Genomic DNA, 15,460 nt, shown 5'->3' with positions numbered 1-15,460 from the left:
TCCGTTAATAACAATTAAAGATCAGCAAATTCTGCAATTGGTGCCATACCGCGAGATTCAAGGAAGTTCAGTAAGCGGCGCGGTGAAACATTCAGAATACGCTCTTGCGGAAAATCAACCGCGTCGAGGATTTTACGACACTCTGCAAAGTCCCCCATGGTAAACGCGGTGTGAGAATCCGATCCTAACGCGACCCAGCCACCGGCATCGCGCACCGCCGCAGCCACTGCACGGCAGTTTTCTTCACTGCCCTTACGCGAATGTAAGAATGAGGAATTATTAATTTCCAGCGCCACCTGATATTTAGCCGCTGCTTCGGCAACAGCGTTAAAATCTATGGAATATTTGGGGTTCCCCGGATGGCTTATAATATGCACATTACCACTGGCAATAGTCGCGATCATCGCTTGCGTGTTAGTGGCTTTATCATGTGGTGCAAAAACTGGTTCATGAAAACCAGCAATGATCAAATCCAGCGACTCAAACATTTTGCCGCTGCAGTCAATTTCACCATCAACGTTTTTGATGTTGGCTTCGATTCCACGCAGGATCCCTACCCCATCGACCACTCGCGGCCAGATACGCATATTAATGAAGTGCCAATGGTGCGGTGCATCTTCCATATCCGGGCCATGATCGGTGATCGCAAAAAGTTTAATGCCCTTCTGCTTGGCCTGGGCAATGTAATCACTTAATGTGCTATATGCATGCGTACTGGCAACGGTATGCATATGAAGGTCGACGGGATACATAACTCTCTCCTGTATTCAATTACCGCCAAGGATAGCAGGAATCCGGAAGCTTTATTAGTAGCCTCGAGCGCGATCGACCTGCCCGCTAGCCGTCTCCCCTCGTTCAAGTTGCGTAATGGTGCGTGCAATATACTCCACCGCTTCAGCAGGTCGGGTAATGGCTGCAACATGTGGTGTTATTGTCACACGTGGATGTTGCCAGAGCCGACTTTCCGACGGTAAGGGTTCACGATTAAAAACATCCAGCATCGCCGCTTTAACCTTACCGCTATCCAGCGCCGCGAGCAGGTCATCTTCTACTACATGAACGCCACGCGCCAGATTCAGGAGATACGCGCCATCCGGTAATTTTTCTAATAATTGTTGATTAATAATGCCGGCCGTTTCGGGGGTATTCGGTAGAAGATTAATCAATACGCGGCATTGGCTCAGAAATGCGTGCAACTCTTCGCTTCCGGCAAAGCTTTGAACACCAGGCCAGGATTTACGAGTGCGACTCCAACAACGCAATGGAAAGCGCCAGGTTCGCAAACTCTGTGCGACTTTACTGCCCAATACACCAGCACCCAGAATGCCGATAGTAAAATCTTCCCGGTGATATTCAGGCAGTGGTTGCCAAAGCGAAGCATTTTGTTGCTCGCGATAATCGTCAAAGCGCCGAAACCAGTGCAACACCTGGCTCACTGCGTACTCCTGCATTTGCTCGCCCATACCGGTATCTTCCAGGCGAAAAAGCGGAATAGACGGTTTCAGCATTTCAGGGTGTGTCTGTAATTTACTCAAAATCGAATCAACACCAGCACCCAACGCGAACACCGCCTTAAGGTCACGCCCTGCCAGCATCCCGACCGGAGGATGCCAGACCAAAGCATAATCCGCAGGATGATTATCGCCGGTTTCCCATGCTCTGACTCTTGCATGTGGAAGCGATTTCCCCAGCGCATCAATCCACCATTGGGTATCAAACGTTGGGTGATAAAAGATGATATCCATACTGACTCCCGAAAAATCTGAGCAAAATTTATTCGCACTTATCGTTATGATCTACAAAGACCACCAGCATAACAAATCAGCGGTCGGTGGCAAAAAAAGCAGATTTCGCTTATTAAAACTGCATATTGATTGAAGTTTGAATAAACGCGCGATTTTTTTAAAAAGTTTGTTGACCTCAGGCCATGATTTCCCTAAATTAGCGCCCGTTCCAGCAAGACAGGAACAACAATTTGGTGAGGTGTCCGAGTGGCTGAAGGAGCACGCCTGGAAAGTGTGTATACGGCAACGTATCGGGGGTTCGAATCCCCCCCTCACCGCCATATTTTAAGAAGAGCTCGTACGAAAGTACGGGCTTTTTTTTCGCATATTACATACACCGGGGGGGATGAGAAGCCCCGACCGGGGTTCTCAGATTGTTGACACTGTGCGCTTTGTTCATGCCGGATGTGGCATGAACGTCTTATCCGCCCCACAAAATCTCGCAAATTCAATACATTGTGATTATCTTGTAGGTCTGATAAGCGTAGCGCATCAGGCATCTTACGTTTGTCATCAATCTCAAAGCCCGGCTCGCCCGGGCTTTGAACCAATAATACACTTAGCTGTAAGCATGTAGCGTTCGTTGGCAAAGTGCCGAACGTACGCAATCATCTTTGCCGAATCGGACAATCCCGATCATCTCATCTTCTTCAAAACGTTCCAGAGCGTCACTTAATCCGGATCGCACGCCGCGAGGTAAATCGCATTGCGTGATATCACCGTTGACGATAACCGTCACGTTTTCCCCGAGGCGGGTTAAGAACATTTTCATTTGCGCGGCAGTCACATTCTGCGCCTCGTCAAGAATGACAACTGCATTTTCAAAGGTACGTCCACGCATGTAGGCGAACGGCGCGATTTCCACCTTCCCTATTTCCGGTCGCAGGCAATACTGCATAAAGGAAGCCCCCAGGCGCCGGACAAGCACGTCATAGACCGGGCGAAAATAAGGAGCAAACTTTTCTGCAATATCTCCAGGTAAGAAGCCAAGATCTTCATCGGCCTGCAATACTGGACGGGTGACGATAATCCTGTCGACATCCTTATGAATCAGAGCCTCTGCCGCTTTTGCAGCACTGATCCAGGTTTTGCCGCACCCGGCTTCGCCAGTGGCAAATATAAGCTGCTTACTCTCAATAGCCTTCAGATAGTGCAATTGCGCTTCATTTCGCGCGGCGATTGGCGAAGTATCACGACTGTCGCGAGCCATGCCAATGGCTTCTACGCCGCTCATCTGCACAAGCGAGGTGACCGATTCTTCTTCACGCTGTTTATGGCTACGCGAATCCCGTCTCAGCACACGTTTTGCCTCGCGACGAGCTTTGATCACTGCTTTTTGTCTTCCCATGGAGAGCACCTTGAGTTGTTTGTATTCATCACACGCGCCGTTGGCAGCGCGATTATGCGCACGAACATCAGAGGGTTGGCTTCCTTGTAAGCCATAGTTTGCTTTTGGAAATAACACCGAAAACGGCTACGCGCACCGTTAAAGGCGTCGGTAACACGAATAAAGAAAGGAAGTGGATGAGAATGTAGAGTGACGCAGTTGCTACCGGAGGAGAAGTCTCCGCGTTTGGTCGAGCGTTGATTGTCAAAAACATGTCCAGTACAGGACGTTACCATCCGCGATCTCCATAGTGACTGACTATCACTGCCGGGAACTACCGCTGTTACATAATAAGTACAACAGATCTCTTATTCATTGCAACAATATATTTACTTATATTTAACTATAAACCACCATTTTGATGACATTAGCTTGTATCGCAAAGATGACAGTGTGATGACAAAAACGAGCAATTTGGGTCGATATTAGTGTGCTCTGTACCCTAACCGTAGGCATGATAAGACGCGCAAGCGTCGCATCAGGCATCAGAGCACGAACGCCAGATGCGGCGTAAACAAACATTAAACCCGCAATAACGCGCTTCCCAGGTAATCGTTCGCATTCTTCACCCCCGGCAGCGCAAAAAAATACCCCCCGCCGATGGGTTTGACATATTCCTCCAGAGCCTCACCATTCAGCCTTTTTTGAACTGTCAGGAAGCCTTTTTCCAGATCGTGTTGGTAGCAGACAAACAAAAGCCCCATATCAAGTTGCCCGGAGTTGGTGACACCCAACGAATAACTGTAGCCGCGACGCAGCATCAGGCTGGACTCACTCTCTGGCGTGCGGGGATTCGCCAGCCGGATATGGCTGTCCAGCGCAATCACCTTCCCTTCAGGGTCACTGGCGTAATCCGGTACATCATGCTCATGCTGCATACCCAGCGGTGCACCGGTTTGTTTATCTCGACCAAAAATCGTCTGCTGCTCTTTCAGTGGTGTTCTGTCCCAAAACTCCACCCGAAACTGAATTAAACGCACGGCTTGGTAGCTGCCACCAATAGTCCAGGCTGGCTCCTGCTGATCTGCCGTTACCCACACCACTTTTTGCATCAGTTTCGTATTCTGGCTGTCGGGATTGGCGGTGCCATCTTTGAAGCCCAGCAAATTAATCGGCGTCTCTTTGCCTTTGCTACGCGCCGCATGATCGGAAATAAACCCTTCCCGTTTCCAGCGAACGCTGAGTAAATCTGGCGTGTGTTTAATGATATCGCGCAGCGCATGGATCACCGTGTCCTGGGTGTTAGCGCAAATCTGCAACAGCACATCACCATGACACAATGCTGCATCCAGCGAGTCGTTAGGGAAACGCGTCATCTTCTGCAACTTTTTCGGCATCTGCAACGCAAGGCCAAACCGCTCATCAAACAACGAATGCCCCACAGACAGTGTAATAGTGAGATTATCAGGCGCAATGTATCCGCCGAGAATGCCGGAATCGAGTGGCGGCAAGCGAGGATTGGGCGTTTCTGGTGCCACTCCGCCCTGAGTCAGAAAAGCAAACCGCTGAGTCAGCAAACGAAACAGCCGCTCAAGATCGGCTTTATCGCTGGCCAGCACATCAAACGCCACCAGCATCATTGCAGCTTGCTGTGGTGTCAGAATGCCCGCCTGATGCTCACCATAAAAAGGTTGTTTCTCATTGCGCGCTTCTGGCGAAAGCGTACCCGGCGCACTTTGCACTTTTTGCGCATGAGCGACCGGGCAACTCCCTGCCAGCGCCAGCGCGCCAATCCCTTTCAGTAAACGTCGGCGTGACGGTTCATTCACGCCGTTTTCATTTTTGTACTGCATAACGCTTAATCCAGTCCCAGCACACCGCGAAGTTGCGCCAGATCTTCTGCCAGCGCAGTAATCGGCCCTTTCAGCGCGTTACGGTCGGCATCGGTCAGCTTATCGTAGGTTTCAAAACCGTCTTTAGTTCGATATTTCGCCAGAATGGTATCGACTTTTTTGAAGTTGGCGTCAACTTTCGCCAGCAGTTCTGGATTAGCTTTTTGTAATTGTGGACGCAGCAGATCGACAATTTTCTGAGAGCCTTCAATGTTTGCCTGGAAGTCCCACAGATCGGTATGGCTGTAGCGATCTTCTTCACCACTGATTTTGCTGGCTGCCACTTCTTCGATCAGCCCGGCTGCGCCACCAACGACTTTTGATGGCGGGAAAGCCAGTTCACTGATACGTTTTTGCAAATCGACCACATCGGTATAAAGCTGGTCAGCGTACTTATCCATCCCTTTGGTGGTGTTGTCGCCAAACAGCGCTTTTTCCAGACGGTGGAAACCGGTGAATTTCGGGTCAGCCGCTTTTTGTTCGTAATCATCCTCACGCGCGTCAATGCTGCCATCCAGATCAGAGAACAGTTCAGCGATTGGTTCAATGCGCTCATAGTGCTGGCGCGTCGGGGCATACAGTGCTTTGGCTTTTTCGATATCGCCTGCTTTGATGGCGTCGGTAAAGGCTTTGGTATCGGTAACCAGTTGCGCGGTTTCCGCCATGACATACGCTTTATATTCGGTAATTGCACCGCCAAGACTTAACAGCGCATCGCTTTGCGCCGCATCCGCCGTCGCCTCGCCTTTGACGATCAACTTCCCTTTCGGGTTAGTCAGCAGACCGCAGGTCATATCGTATTCACCTGGCTGTAAATTCGCCGTCATTTTCTGGCTAAAACCAGGGGCGATATTTTCCCGCTCTTCCACCACCATCACACCTTTGAGGATCTCCCACTCCAGTGCCTTCTGGCTGTGATTCTGAATAATGAACTGCGTTTTACCGGCGTTGACCGTAATGGTCATCGGTTCGCACTGTTTATCCGTCACAGTCACTTTGACCTGCGGAACCTCAGCAGCGTTAGCCATAAAAGCGGTGGAGAAAAGCGCAGCCACGCTCAGGTACAGTGCGCTACGGCGGAAGTTAATGGTCATGACGAGACTATCCCTTTAAAGTATGTTGTAACTAAGTAAGAGTTTGCGTCGTATTCGTTACACGGAGCGAGACGCTGTCGTACCGGTACGTGGCGGCAGAGCAAACGCCACCAGCGCCGGGATGAGATAAATAAACCAGACGGCCACTTCGCTGACGCTGGGCGCTTCCTGATAACCAAAAATACCTTCCATCAGCGTACCGAACAGAGAGTGAGTTGAGAGCACCGCGCTCATATCGAAGGCGATTTCCTGGAAGTGGTTCCACAGTCCGGCTTCATGAAATGCGCGAATGGCACCAGCGGCCAGCCCTGCGGCGACGAAGAGAATAAACAGGCTCGTCCATTTGAAAAATGCGCCAAGATTCAGGTGAATCCCCCCCCAGTAGAGCAAGAAACCGAGCACTACGGCAGTAGCGAGACCAAGCATTGCGCCCAGCGGCGGCCAAATCCCGACATCCTGTTGAAATGCCGCCAGCAAGAAAAAGACCGACTCCAGCCCTTCCCTTGCAACGGCAAAAAAGACCATCATCACCAGCGCCCAGCCGTGATGGTTTCCGCGCTGCAATGCGCTATCGACCGCCTGTTCCAGTTGCACTTTGACGTTGCGCGACACTTTGCGCATCCAGAAAACCATCCAGGTGAGGATCACCACGGCAATCACCGCCACGATACCTTCAAACAGTTCTTGTTCTTTTTGTGGGAATTCGCCGGTGGTTTCATTAATGAAGATGCCCAGTCCCAGGCACAACGCGGCGGCAAGCAACACGCCAATCCACATCACACCAATCCATCGGCCCCGCTGGGTACGCTTAAGATAGCTGGCAATCAAACTAACAATCAGCGCGGCTTCAAGTCCTTCGCGCAACATAATGAGAAACGGAACAAACATGCCACCCACCCTTAAACGTTTTTCTGAGTCAATCTATGCAAAGAAAAGTAAATCGCAGTGATAGCGATTATCATTACGGCGAAGGAAAACACAAGCGAAATGTAGTGATAATGATGATGAAATGTAAAAATACTTTGAAAGAAAACACAGAGGGCAATCACTGATTGCCCTCTGCCTGCTGCCTGTTATGTTTCGGTAAAACGCCTTCCCTTAGCTTTCCTGCAACCGTGACGGCGGCGCCGAATGATAATGCGCATCCGCTTCAGCAAAACGTTTTTGCATCGCCGCTGACGGTGCTTTACCCAGCAAACTGAACACCACAATCCCAATGCTGCCGAAGATAAAGCCCGGAATAATTTCGTACAGCCCCAGCCAGCCGAACTGTTTCCAGACGATAACCGTAAGCGCGCCAATAATCATCCCCGCCAGCGCACCGTTGCGCGTCATGCGTGACCACATTACCGAGAACAGCACGACCGGACCAAACGCCGCACCAAAACCTGCCCACGCGTAGCTCACCAGACCCAGCACGCGGTTTTCCGGGTTTGCCGCCAACGCAATGGCCACCAGCGCCACCACCAGCACCATCACGCGCCCAACCCACACCAGTTCTTTCTGGCTGGCATGTTTACGCAGAAACGCTTTGTACAGATCTTCGGTAATCGCACTGGAACATACCAGCAACTGACAGCTTAATGTTGACATCACCGCTGCCAGAATCGCTGACAACAGAATTCCGGCAATCCACGGATTAAACAGAATTTGCGCCAGTTCGATAAATACGCGTTCAGCATTCTGGTTTACCGCACCCGCTACCGCCGGATGATCATTAAAGTAAGCAATACCAAAGAAGCCGACAGCCACCGCTCCGGCCAGGCAGAGGATCATCCAGGTCATGCTGATACGACGCGCATGGACGATGCTATGGTGGGAATCCGCTGCCATAAAACGCGCCAGAATATGCGGCTGCCCGAAGTAGCCCAGCCCCCACCCCATCAGCGAGATAATGGCGACAAAGTTCAGGCCTTTGAGCATATCAACGTTTTCAATGCTCTTTTGTTTGATCACTTCCAGCGAGTCACCAAAACCACCGACGCTGATAATCACGATCACCGGAGTGAGGATCAGCGCAAAAATCATCAGGCTGGCCTGCACGGTATCGGTCCAGCTCACCGCGAGGAAACCGCCAATAAAGGTATAAAGGATGGTCGCCGCCGCACCTGCCCACAGAGCCGTTTCGTAGCTCATGCCGAAGGTGCTTTCAAACAGACGTGCGCCAGCCACAATGCCCGAAGCACAATAAATAGTGAAAAACAGTAAAATAACCAGCGCGGAGATAATACGCAAAATACGGCTTTTATCTTCAAAGCGCCCGGTGAAATAGTCCGGCAGAGTTAAGGCGTTATTGTTGTATTCGGTATGAACACGCAACCGCCCGGCCACCAGTTTCCAGTTGATCCACGCACCTAATGTCAGGCCAATGGCGATCCAGCTTTCTGAAATCCCGGAAAGAAATACCGCGCCCGGCAACCCCATTAATAACCAGCCGCTCATATCCGACGCACCCGCCGATAATGCCGTTACAAATGGGCCAAGACTGCGGCCACCCAAAATATAATCGTCAAAGTTTTTGGTTGATCGCCAGGCGATAAACCCAATCAATATCATGCCAAAGATATAGACACAAAACGTCACCAACATCGGTGTGCTAATAGCCATCTAAAGTCTCCAAAAAATATTATCGGCAATGTCGAAACTTGCCGTTATATCTGCCACCGGAACGGGGTAACAGAGTTTATGTTTACCAGGGCGACCGTATCCTGCCGTAAGCGCTGGTTATTCACAATCGATTTAACACATCATTTACATCAATTTTTATTACCCAGCGATACTATTTTTCATCAGGTTGCACTCCCTCACATTTTTTGCGGTTGCACCTTTCAAAAATGTTAACTGCCGCAGAGAAAAAGTCTGCGTTACTTTTTTAATTCCTGTCATAACGATTACTTTTATTAACATTTCATTCATTTTTAAGCTTGCTACGCAGGTCACATTTAACGCAGTTGCACAAAGTTGCAACATAATGGATATTTCACGATAACGTTAAGTTGCACCTTTCAGAACAACAGGAGTAATGGCATGGGAACCACCACTATGGGGGTTAAGCTGGACGACGCGACGCGTGAGCGTATTAAGTCTGCCGCGACACGTATCGATCGCACACCACACTGGTTAATTAAGCAGGCGATTTTTTCTTATCTCGAACAACTTGAAAACAGCGATACCTTGCCGGAGCTACCTGCGCTGCTTTCTGGCGCGGCCAATGAGAGCGATGAAGCACCGAATCCGGCAGATGAACCACACCAGCCTTTCCTCGATTTTGCCGAGCAAATTTTGCCGCAGTCGGTTTCCCGCGCCGCCATCACTGCCGCGTATCGCCGCCCGGAAACAGAAGCTGTTTCCATGTTACTGGAACAAGCTCGTCTGCCACAGCCGGTTGCTGAACAGGCGCATAAACTGGCATATCAACTGGCGGATAAACTGCGTAACCAAAAAAACGCCAGTGGTCGCGCAGGCATGGTTCAGGGACTATTGCAGGAGTTTTCGCTGTCATCACAGGAAGGTGTAGCGCTGATGTGTCTGGCAGAAGCGTTACTGCGTATCCCCGATAAAGCCACCCGTGACGCCTTAATTCGCGACAAAATCAGCAATGGTAACTGGCAGTCACATATTGGTCGTAGCCCGTCGCTGTTTGTTAATGCCGCCACCTGGGGGCTACTTTTTACCGGTAAACTGGTTTCTACCCATAACGAAGCCAGCCTCTCCCGTTCGCTGAACCGCATTATCGGTAAGAGCGGTGAACCACTGATCCGCAAAGGTGTGGATATGGCGATGCGTCTGATGGGTGAACAGTTCGTCACCGGCGAAACCATCGCGGAGGCGTTAGCCAATGCCCGTAAGCTAGAAGAGAAAGGTTTCCGTTACTCATACGATATGCTGGGCGAAGCCGCGCTAACCGCAGCGGACGCGCAGGCGTATATGGTCTCTTATCAGCAGGCTATCCACGCGATTGGTAAAGCCTCTAACGGACGCGGTATCTACGAAGGCCCGGGGATCTCAATTAAGCTCTCCGCCCTACACCCGCGTTACAGCCGCGCGCAGTATGACCGCGTGATGGACGAACTTTACCCGCGCCTGAAATCCCTGACGCTGCTGGCATGCCAGTACGATATTGGTATTAACATCGATGCCGAAGAGGCCGATCGTCTGGAGATCTCCCTCGATCTGCTGGAAAAACTCTGTTTCGAGCCAGAACTGGCAGGCTGGAACGGCATCGGTTTTGTTATTCAGGCTTATCAGAAACGCTGCCCGATGGTAATTGATTACCTGATTGATCTGGCGACCCGTAGCCGTCGCCGCCTGATGATTCGTCTGGTGAAAGGCGCGTACTGGGACAGTGAAATCAAGCGAGCACAGATGGACGGCCTTGAAGGCTATCCGGTTTATACCCGCAAGGTGTACACCGATGTTTCTTATCTCGCCTGTGCGAAAAAGCTGCTGGCGGTGCCGAATTTAATCTACCCACAGTTCGCGACACACAACGCCCACACGCTGGCGGCGATTTATCAACTGGCGGGACAGAACTACTATCCGGGTCAGTATGAGTTCCAGTGCCTGCATGGTATGGGCGAGCCGCTGTATGAGCAGGTCACCGGGAAAGTTGCCGACGGCAAACTTAACCGTCCGTGTCGTATTTATGCGCCGGTTGGCACACATGAGACGCTGCTGGCGTATCTGGTGCGTCGTCTGCTGGAAAACGGTGCTAACACCTCGTTCGTTAACCGCATTGCCGACACCTCTCTGCCACTGGATGAACTGGTTGCCGATCCGGTCGCTGCCGTAGAAAAAATAGCGCAGCAGGAAGGGCAAAGCGGATTACCGCATCCGAAAATTCCCCTGCCGCGCGATCTCTACGGTCACGGGCGCGACAACTCGGCAGGGTTAGATCTCGCCAACGAACACCGTCTGGCGTCACTCTCCTCTGCTCTGCTCAACAGTGCGCTGCAAAAGTGGCAGGCCTTGCCAATGCTGGAACAACCGGTTGCGGCAGGCGAAATGTCGCCCGTTATCAACCCGGCGGAACCGAAAGATATTGTGGGCTATGTGCGTGAAGCCACGCCACGTGAAGTGGACCAGGCACTGGAAAATGCCGTCAACAATGCGCCTATCTGGTTTGCCACCCCTCCGGCTGAACGCGCAGCGATTTTGCATCGCGCTGCCGTGCTAATGGAAAGTCAGATGCAGCAACTGATTGGTATTCTGGTGCGTGAAGCCGGAAAAACGTTCAGTAACGCCATTGCCGAAGTGCGTGAAGCCGTTGATTTTCTCCACTACTACGCCGGACAGGTACGTGATGATTTCGCTAACGAAACGCATCGTCCTTTAGGCCCCGTGGTATGTATCAGCCCGTGGAACTTCCCGCTGGCCATTTTCACCGGGCAAATTGCTGCCGCGCTGGCGGCAGGTAACAGCGTACTGGCAAAACCGGCGGAGCAAACGCCGCTGATTGCAGCGCAAGGGATCGCCATTTTGCTGGAAGCGGGTGTGCCGCCAGGCGTAGTACAATTGCTGCCAGGTCAGGGTGAAACCGTGGGCGCACAACTGACGGGTGATGATCGTGTGCGCGGGGTGATGTTCACCGGTTCAACCGAAGTCGCTACCTTGCTACAACGCAATATCGCCAGCCGTCTGGACGCTCAGGGTCGCCCTATTCCGCTTATCGCTGAAACCGGTGGGATGAACGCGATGATTGTCGATTCTTCAGCACTGACTGAACAAGTAGTAATAGATGTACTGGCCTCGGCGTTCGACAGCGCTGGCCAGCGTTGTTCGGCGCTACGCGTGCTGTGTTTGCAAGATGAGATTGCCGATCACACGTTGAAAATGCTGCGCGGCGCAATGGCCGAGTGCCGAATGGGCAATCCGGGTCGCCTGACCACCGATATCGGGCCGGTGATCGATAGCGAAGCGAAAGCGAATATTGAGCGTCATATTCAGACCATGCGCAGCAAAGGCCGTCCGGTGTTTCAGACAGTGCGGGAAAACAGTGAAGATGCCCGTGAATGGCAAAGCGGCACTTTTGTCGCGCCGACGCTGATCGAACTGGATAGCTTTGCTGAATTGCAAAAAGAAGTCTTTGGCCCGGTGCTACATGTAGTGCGCTACAACCGTAATCAATTACCGGAGCTGATCGAGCAGATTAACGCTTCCGGCTATGGCCTGACGCTCGGTGTCCATACGCGTATTGATGAAACTATCGCCCAGGTCACTGGCTCGGCACATGTCGGCAACCTTTATGTTAACCGTAATATGGTTGGCGCAGTAGTTGGTGTGCAGCCGTTCGGCGGCGAAGGGTTGTCCGGTACAGGCCCGAAAGCGGGTGGTCCGCTCTATCTCTACCGTCTGCTGGCGAATCGCCCGGAAAGTGCACTGGCGGTGACGCTCGCACGTCAGGATGCAGAGTATCCGGTTGATGCCCAACTGAAAGCAGCATTAATTCAGCCACTGAATGCGCTGCGGGAATGGGCATCAAACCGAACAGAATTGCAGGCGTTATGTACGCAATATGGCGAGCTGGCACAGGCAGGAACACAGAGATTACTGCCAGGACCGACGGGTGAACGTAATACCTGGACGCTGCTGCCGCGTGAGCGCGTGCTGTGTATTGCGGATGATGAACAGGATGCATTAACCCAGCTTGCCGCCGTGCTGGCTGTGGGCAGCCAGGTGCTGTGGCCGGATGACGCGCTGCATCGTCAGTTAGTGAAGGCATTGCCATCGGCAGTCAGCGAACGTATTCAACTGGCGAAAGCGGAAAATATTACCGCTCAACCGTTTGATGCGGTGATCTTCCACGGTGATTCGGATCAGCTTCGGGCGTTGTGTGAAGCGGTTGCCGCACGGGACGGTGCGATTGTTTCGGTGCAGGGGTTTGCCCGTGGCGAAAGCAATATCCTGCTGGAACGGCTGTATATTGAACGCTCGCTGAGTGTGAATACCGCTGCCGCCGGAGGTAACGCCAGTTTGATGACGATCGGTTAAACAGGTAGTCGGAGGATGTCGCAACCTCCTCCGGCATCATTAACGTGGTCGGATCCCTTCAATAATAATCCGCTGCACGTTTTCAACCGTTTGATTGAAAAACACCTCATCGCGCAATGTCGCGCCCGTTACCGCCTCCACCTGGGGAGCGAAATCAGCGTAATGTTGGGTGGAAGCCCAAATCATAAAAATCAGATGCTGCGGGTCAATCGGCGCGAGTTTGCCGCTTTTGACCCAACCGGCAATCAGCGCCGATTTCTCATCAATTAACGCCTTCAGGTCGCCGGTCAGTTCATCCATCAACAGCGGCGCGCCAGCCAGCATCTCCATACAGAACAGGCGCGAAGCCTGCGGATAATCACGGGAAACTTCCAGCTTCAGCCGGATGTACTCTTTGATCGCCGCCAGCGGAGCGAAATCTTCACGAAACGCCTTTAACGGTGCCAGCCAGATATCCAGAATTTGCCGCAGCACGGCAATATACAGTGCCTCTTTCGACGGGAAGTAATACAGCAGATTGGTTTTTGAAACGCCCGCCAACTCTGCAATTTGCTCCAGTCTTGTGCCGTGAAAACCGAATTGTGAAAAAGTGTCCAGTGCCGCGCTAAGAATCGCTTTTTTCTTCGCGCTCACTGCGCGCGAACGTTTACCCGTTGTTTTCACTGCGCCTTGCGTCATGCGCTCTCCCCTCTTGTCGATGGGCAACAGGATAGCAAAATCAGCACAATGCCTCGACCATCAACATTCGCAATATGAATGGAATAAGCGAGAAGGTATTAACGTGAGGATATAAAGGAGAACACCAGAACGAAAAAACCGCCGGGGTTTCCGGCGGTGGTGGCTAATGACGCGCGTCAGACAAAAACGCATTCGTCATTGATTAAGCCCGGCTATTTGTCGCTTTTGCCGTGACTGCTTTTACCACCTTTTTTTCCTGCTTCAGATGCGCGCTGCGGGTCATTTTTGAAATTCCCCCCGCTGTGCTGTCCACCTTTTTTACCTGCTTCTGATGCTCTTTCGCGGTCTTCTGCAAAATTGCCGGAACCGCCTCGATGGTTTGCCATTACTGACCTCCGTCATCATAGTGCCCAGGATTAACGCGGCGTATGGCGGATGCCATATTTTCGCTACGTGGGACTAAGCTTAGTGAACTGACGCGGGTAAGCCTGCGTTTGGTAATATCCTGCAACAGCTTCTTAGCGAGAATAGATATCATTTCTGATAATCAGCCATAAGCCGCTCTTATGATTAAAAAAACGCTATGAGATAAAAATGTATCATTTTGCGACAAAATTACAGGCTTGTGAAAGTTGTTATAAATCAAATAAGTGGTTGTGAAATTTGCACTCTGAAAAGGACGTCTTATCTTTAAATGAGTGGTAGCGAATCGCTACGGAATAGAGATAACACGAGGAGTGGTTAGAAATGGCTAAAGTTCTGGTGCTTTATTATTCCATGTACGGACATATTGAAACGATGGCGCGTGCAGTCGCAGAAGGCGCAAGCAAAGTCGATGGCGCAGAAGTTGTCGTTAAGCGTGTACCGGAAACCATGCAGCCGCAATTATTCGAAAAAGCAGGCGGTAAACCGCAAACTGCGCCCGTTGCAACCCCGCAAGAACTGGCCGATTACGACGCCATCATTTTTGGTACGCCGACCCGCTTTGGCAATATGTCAGGGCAGATGCGTACCTTCCTGGATCAGACTGGCGGCCTGTGGGCTTCCGGTGCGCTGTACGGCAAACTGGCGAGCGTCTTTAGCTCTACCGGAACTGGCGGCGGTCAGGAACAAACCATTACTTCCACCTGGACGACCCTTGCGCATCACGGCATGGTGATTGTCCCCATTGGCTACGCAGCGCAGGAATTATTTGACGTCTCGCAGGTTCGCGGCGGAACGCCTTACGGCGCTACCACCATTGCAGGCGGTGACGGTTCGCGCCAGCCCAGCCAGGAAGAGTTGTCTATCGCACGTTACCAGGGGGAATATGTTGCTGGTCTGGCAGTCAAACTTAATGGCTAATCTTCAACAGGAGGATACGCATGCCAACTCAAGAAGCGAAAGCCCATCACGTGGGTGAATGGGCATCTCTGCGCAATACGTCGCCGGAAATAGCCGAGGCCATTTTTGAAGTCGCCGGGTATGACGAAAAAATGGCGGAAAAAATTTGGGAAGAAGGTAGCGATGAAGTGTTAGTCAAAGCCTTTGCCAAAACCGATAAAGATTCGCTTTTTTGGGGCGAACAGACCATCGAACGTAAAAACGTTTAATCCACAATTCCCCCGCTTCTCGCGGGGGAGCTTTCAAATTGTTGACAAAGTGCGCTTTGTTCATGTCGGATGCGGCGTGAACGCCTTATCCGACCTACATGAT

The 15,460-nt window shown here is 51.6% G+C and carries 13 protein-coding genes and 1 tRNA gene; 4 read left to right on the top strand and 10 right to left on the bottom strand.

Translation table 11 applies throughout. The features are described from left to right. Positions 1-14 precede the first annotated feature (14 nt). Positions 15-752 (bottom strand): zinc-binding phosphatase, encoded by a 738-nt coding sequence (gene ycdX / locus A1WG_RS04305; protein WP_000283676.1) that lies wholly within the window; start codon positions 750-752, stop codon positions 15-17. Positions 753-806: 54 nt separating this feature from the next. After that, a complete protein-coding gene (gene ghrA, locus A1WG_RS04310; RefSeq protein ID WP_000351274.1) occupies positions 807-1,745 on the bottom strand; it encodes a glyoxylate/hydroxypyruvate reductase GhrA in 939 nt (312 codons plus the stop codon). 232 nt (positions 1,746-1,977) lie between these two features. Between ghrA and A1WG_RS04315 the strand changes: the two genes are divergently transcribed. After that, a tRNA-Ser gene (locus A1WG_RS04315) sits at positions 1,978-2,065 on the top strand. Positions 2,066-2,343: 278 nt separating this feature from the next. Here A1WG_RS04315 and phoH read toward each other — a convergent pair. The 6 genes from phoH to A1WG_RS0122260 all read right to left on the bottom strand — a co-directional run bounded on the left by phoH (position 2,344) and on the right by A1WG_RS0122260 (position 9,067). Next, complete coding sequence (phoH, locus tag A1WG_RS04320; RefSeq protein WP_000533531.1) at positions 2,344-3,132, bottom strand: phosphate starvation-inducible protein PhoH; 789 nt, start codon at positions 3,130-3,132, stop codon at positions 2,344-2,346. 560 nt (positions 3,133-3,692) lie between these two features. After that, the gene (gene efeB / locus A1WG_RS04325; protein ID WP_001516159.1) at positions 3,693-4,964 is read right to left on the bottom strand and encodes an iron uptake transporter deferrochelatase/peroxidase subunit; all 1,272 of its coding nucleotides are present in this window, start codon (positions 4,962-4,964) and stop codon (positions 3,693-3,695) included. A gap of 5 nt (positions 4,965-4,969) precedes the next feature. Then, entirely contained in the window at positions 4,970-6,097 is a 1,128-nt protein-coding gene (gene efeO, locus A1WG_RS04330; protein WP_001516158.1) for an iron uptake system protein EfeO, read from the bottom strand. Positions 6,098-6,154: 57 nt separating this feature from the next. Then, positions 6,155-6,985, bottom strand: coding sequence for an iron uptake transporter permease EfeU (gene efeU, locus A1WG_RS04335; RefSeq protein WP_001516157.1), 831 nt, complete (start codon positions 6,983-6,985; stop codon positions 6,155-6,157). Positions 6,986-7,195: 210 nt separating this feature from the next. Beyond that, positions 7,196-8,704, bottom strand: a complete 1,509-nt coding sequence (gene putP, locus A1WG_RS04340) for a sodium/proline symporter PutP (RefSeq protein ID WP_001018482.1) — start codon at positions 8,702-8,704, stop codon at positions 7,196-7,198. Positions 8,705-8,863: 159 nt separating this feature from the next. Continuing rightward, a complete protein-coding gene (locus A1WG_RS0122260) occupies positions 8,864-9,067 on the bottom strand; it encodes a hypothetical protein (protein ID WP_148717687.1) in 204 nt (67 codons plus the stop codon). Positions 9,068-9,124: 57 nt separating this feature from the next. On the opposite strand from A1WG_RS0122260, the gene putA reads away from it, so the two are divergent. Next, a complete protein-coding gene (putA, locus tag A1WG_RS04345) occupies positions 9,125-13,087 on the top strand; it encodes a trifunctional transcriptional regulator/proline dehydrogenase/L-glutamate gamma-semialdehyde dehydrogenase (protein ID WP_001516156.1) in 3,963 nt (1,320 codons plus the stop codon). A gap of 39 nt (positions 13,088-13,126) precedes the next feature. Here the strand turns inward: putA and rutR are convergent, their stop codons facing one another. Together rutR and A1WG_RS04355 are read right to left on the bottom strand one after the other, a co-directional pair. Then, positions 13,127-13,765 carry an HTH-type transcriptional regulator RutR gene (gene rutR / locus A1WG_RS04350; protein ID WP_000191701.1) on the bottom strand — a complete coding sequence of 213 codons (639 nt, stop codon included), beginning with the start codon at positions 13,763-13,765 and terminating at the stop codon, positions 13,127-13,129. A gap of 212 nt (positions 13,766-13,977) precedes the next feature. Next, positions 13,978-14,151 (bottom strand): con-10 family general stress protein, encoded by a 174-nt coding sequence (locus tag A1WG_RS04355; protein WP_001273657.1) that lies wholly within the window; start codon positions 14,149-14,151, stop codon positions 13,978-13,980. A gap of 361 nt (positions 14,152-14,512) precedes the next feature. Between A1WG_RS04355 and wrbA the strand changes: the two genes are divergently transcribed. Next, positions 14,513-15,109, top strand: coding sequence for an NAD(P)H:quinone oxidoreductase (gene wrbA / locus A1WG_RS04360; RefSeq protein ID WP_001151439.1), 597 nt, complete (start codon positions 14,513-14,515; stop codon positions 15,107-15,109). Between the two features lie 20 nt (positions 15,110-15,129). Then, entirely contained in the window at positions 15,130-15,357 is a 228-nt protein-coding gene (locus tag A1WG_RS04365; RefSeq protein ID WP_001143120.1) for a YccJ family protein, read from the top strand. Positions 15,358-15,460 lie beyond the last annotated feature (103 nt).

The sequence above is a fragment of the Escherichia sp. KTE96 genome, from assembly GCF_000408525.1.
Classification (GTDB): domain Bacteria; phylum Pseudomonadota; class Gammaproteobacteria; order Enterobacterales; family Enterobacteriaceae; genus Escherichia; species Escherichia marmotae.
Note: the sequence above shows the minus strand (reverse complement) of the source record. Positions and strands in the feature narration are given on the sequence as shown.

Excerpts from the sequence above, each read along its gene's own strand:
- phoH (WP_000533531.1), bottom strand. The coding sequence starts at position 3,132 with ATGGGAAGACAAAAAGCAGTGATCAAAGCTCGTCGCGAGGCAAAACGT.
- putP (WP_001018482.1), bottom strand. The coding sequence starts at position 8,704 with ATGGCTATTAGCACACCGATGTTGGTGACGTTTTGTGTCTATATCTTT.
- ycdX (WP_000283676.1), bottom strand. The coding sequence starts at position 752 with ATGTATCCCGTCGACCTTCATATGCATACCGTTGCCAGTACGCATGCA.
- A1WG_RS04355 (WP_001273657.1), bottom strand. The coding sequence starts at position 14,151 with ATGGCAAACCATCGAGGCGGTTCCGGCAATTTTGCAGAAGACCGCGAA.
- wrbA (WP_001151439.1), top strand. The coding sequence starts at position 14,513 with ATGGCTAAAGTTCTGGTGCTTTATTATTCCATGTACGGACATATTGAA.
- A1WG_RS0122260 (WP_148717687.1), bottom strand. The coding sequence starts at position 9,067 with ATGTTGCAACTTTGTGCAACTGCGTTAAATGTGACCTGCGTAGCAAGC.
- rutR (WP_000191701.1), bottom strand. The coding sequence starts at position 13,765 with ATGACGCAAGGCGCAGTGAAAACAACGGGTAAACGTTCGCGCGCAGTG.
- efeU (WP_001516157.1), bottom strand. The coding sequence starts at position 6,985 with ATGTTTGTTCCGTTTCTCATTATGTTGCGCGAAGGACTTGAAGCCGCG.
- ghrA (WP_000351274.1), bottom strand. The coding sequence starts at position 1,745 with ATGGATATCATCTTTTATCACCCAACGTTTGATACCCAATGGTGGATT.
- efeB (WP_001516159.1), bottom strand. The coding sequence starts at position 4,964 with ATGCAGTACAAAAATGAAAACGGCGTGAATGAACCGTCACGCCGACGT.
- putA (WP_001516156.1), top strand. The coding sequence starts at position 9,125 with ATGGGAACCACCACTATGGGGGTTAAGCTGGACGACGCGACGCGTGAG.
- A1WG_RS04365 (WP_001143120.1), top strand. The coding sequence starts at position 15,130 with ATGCCAACTCAAGAAGCGAAAGCCCATCACGTGGGTGAATGGGCATCT.
- efeO (WP_001516158.1), bottom strand. The coding sequence starts at position 6,097 with ATGACCATTAACTTCCGCCGTAGCGCACTGTACCTGAGCGTGGCTGCG.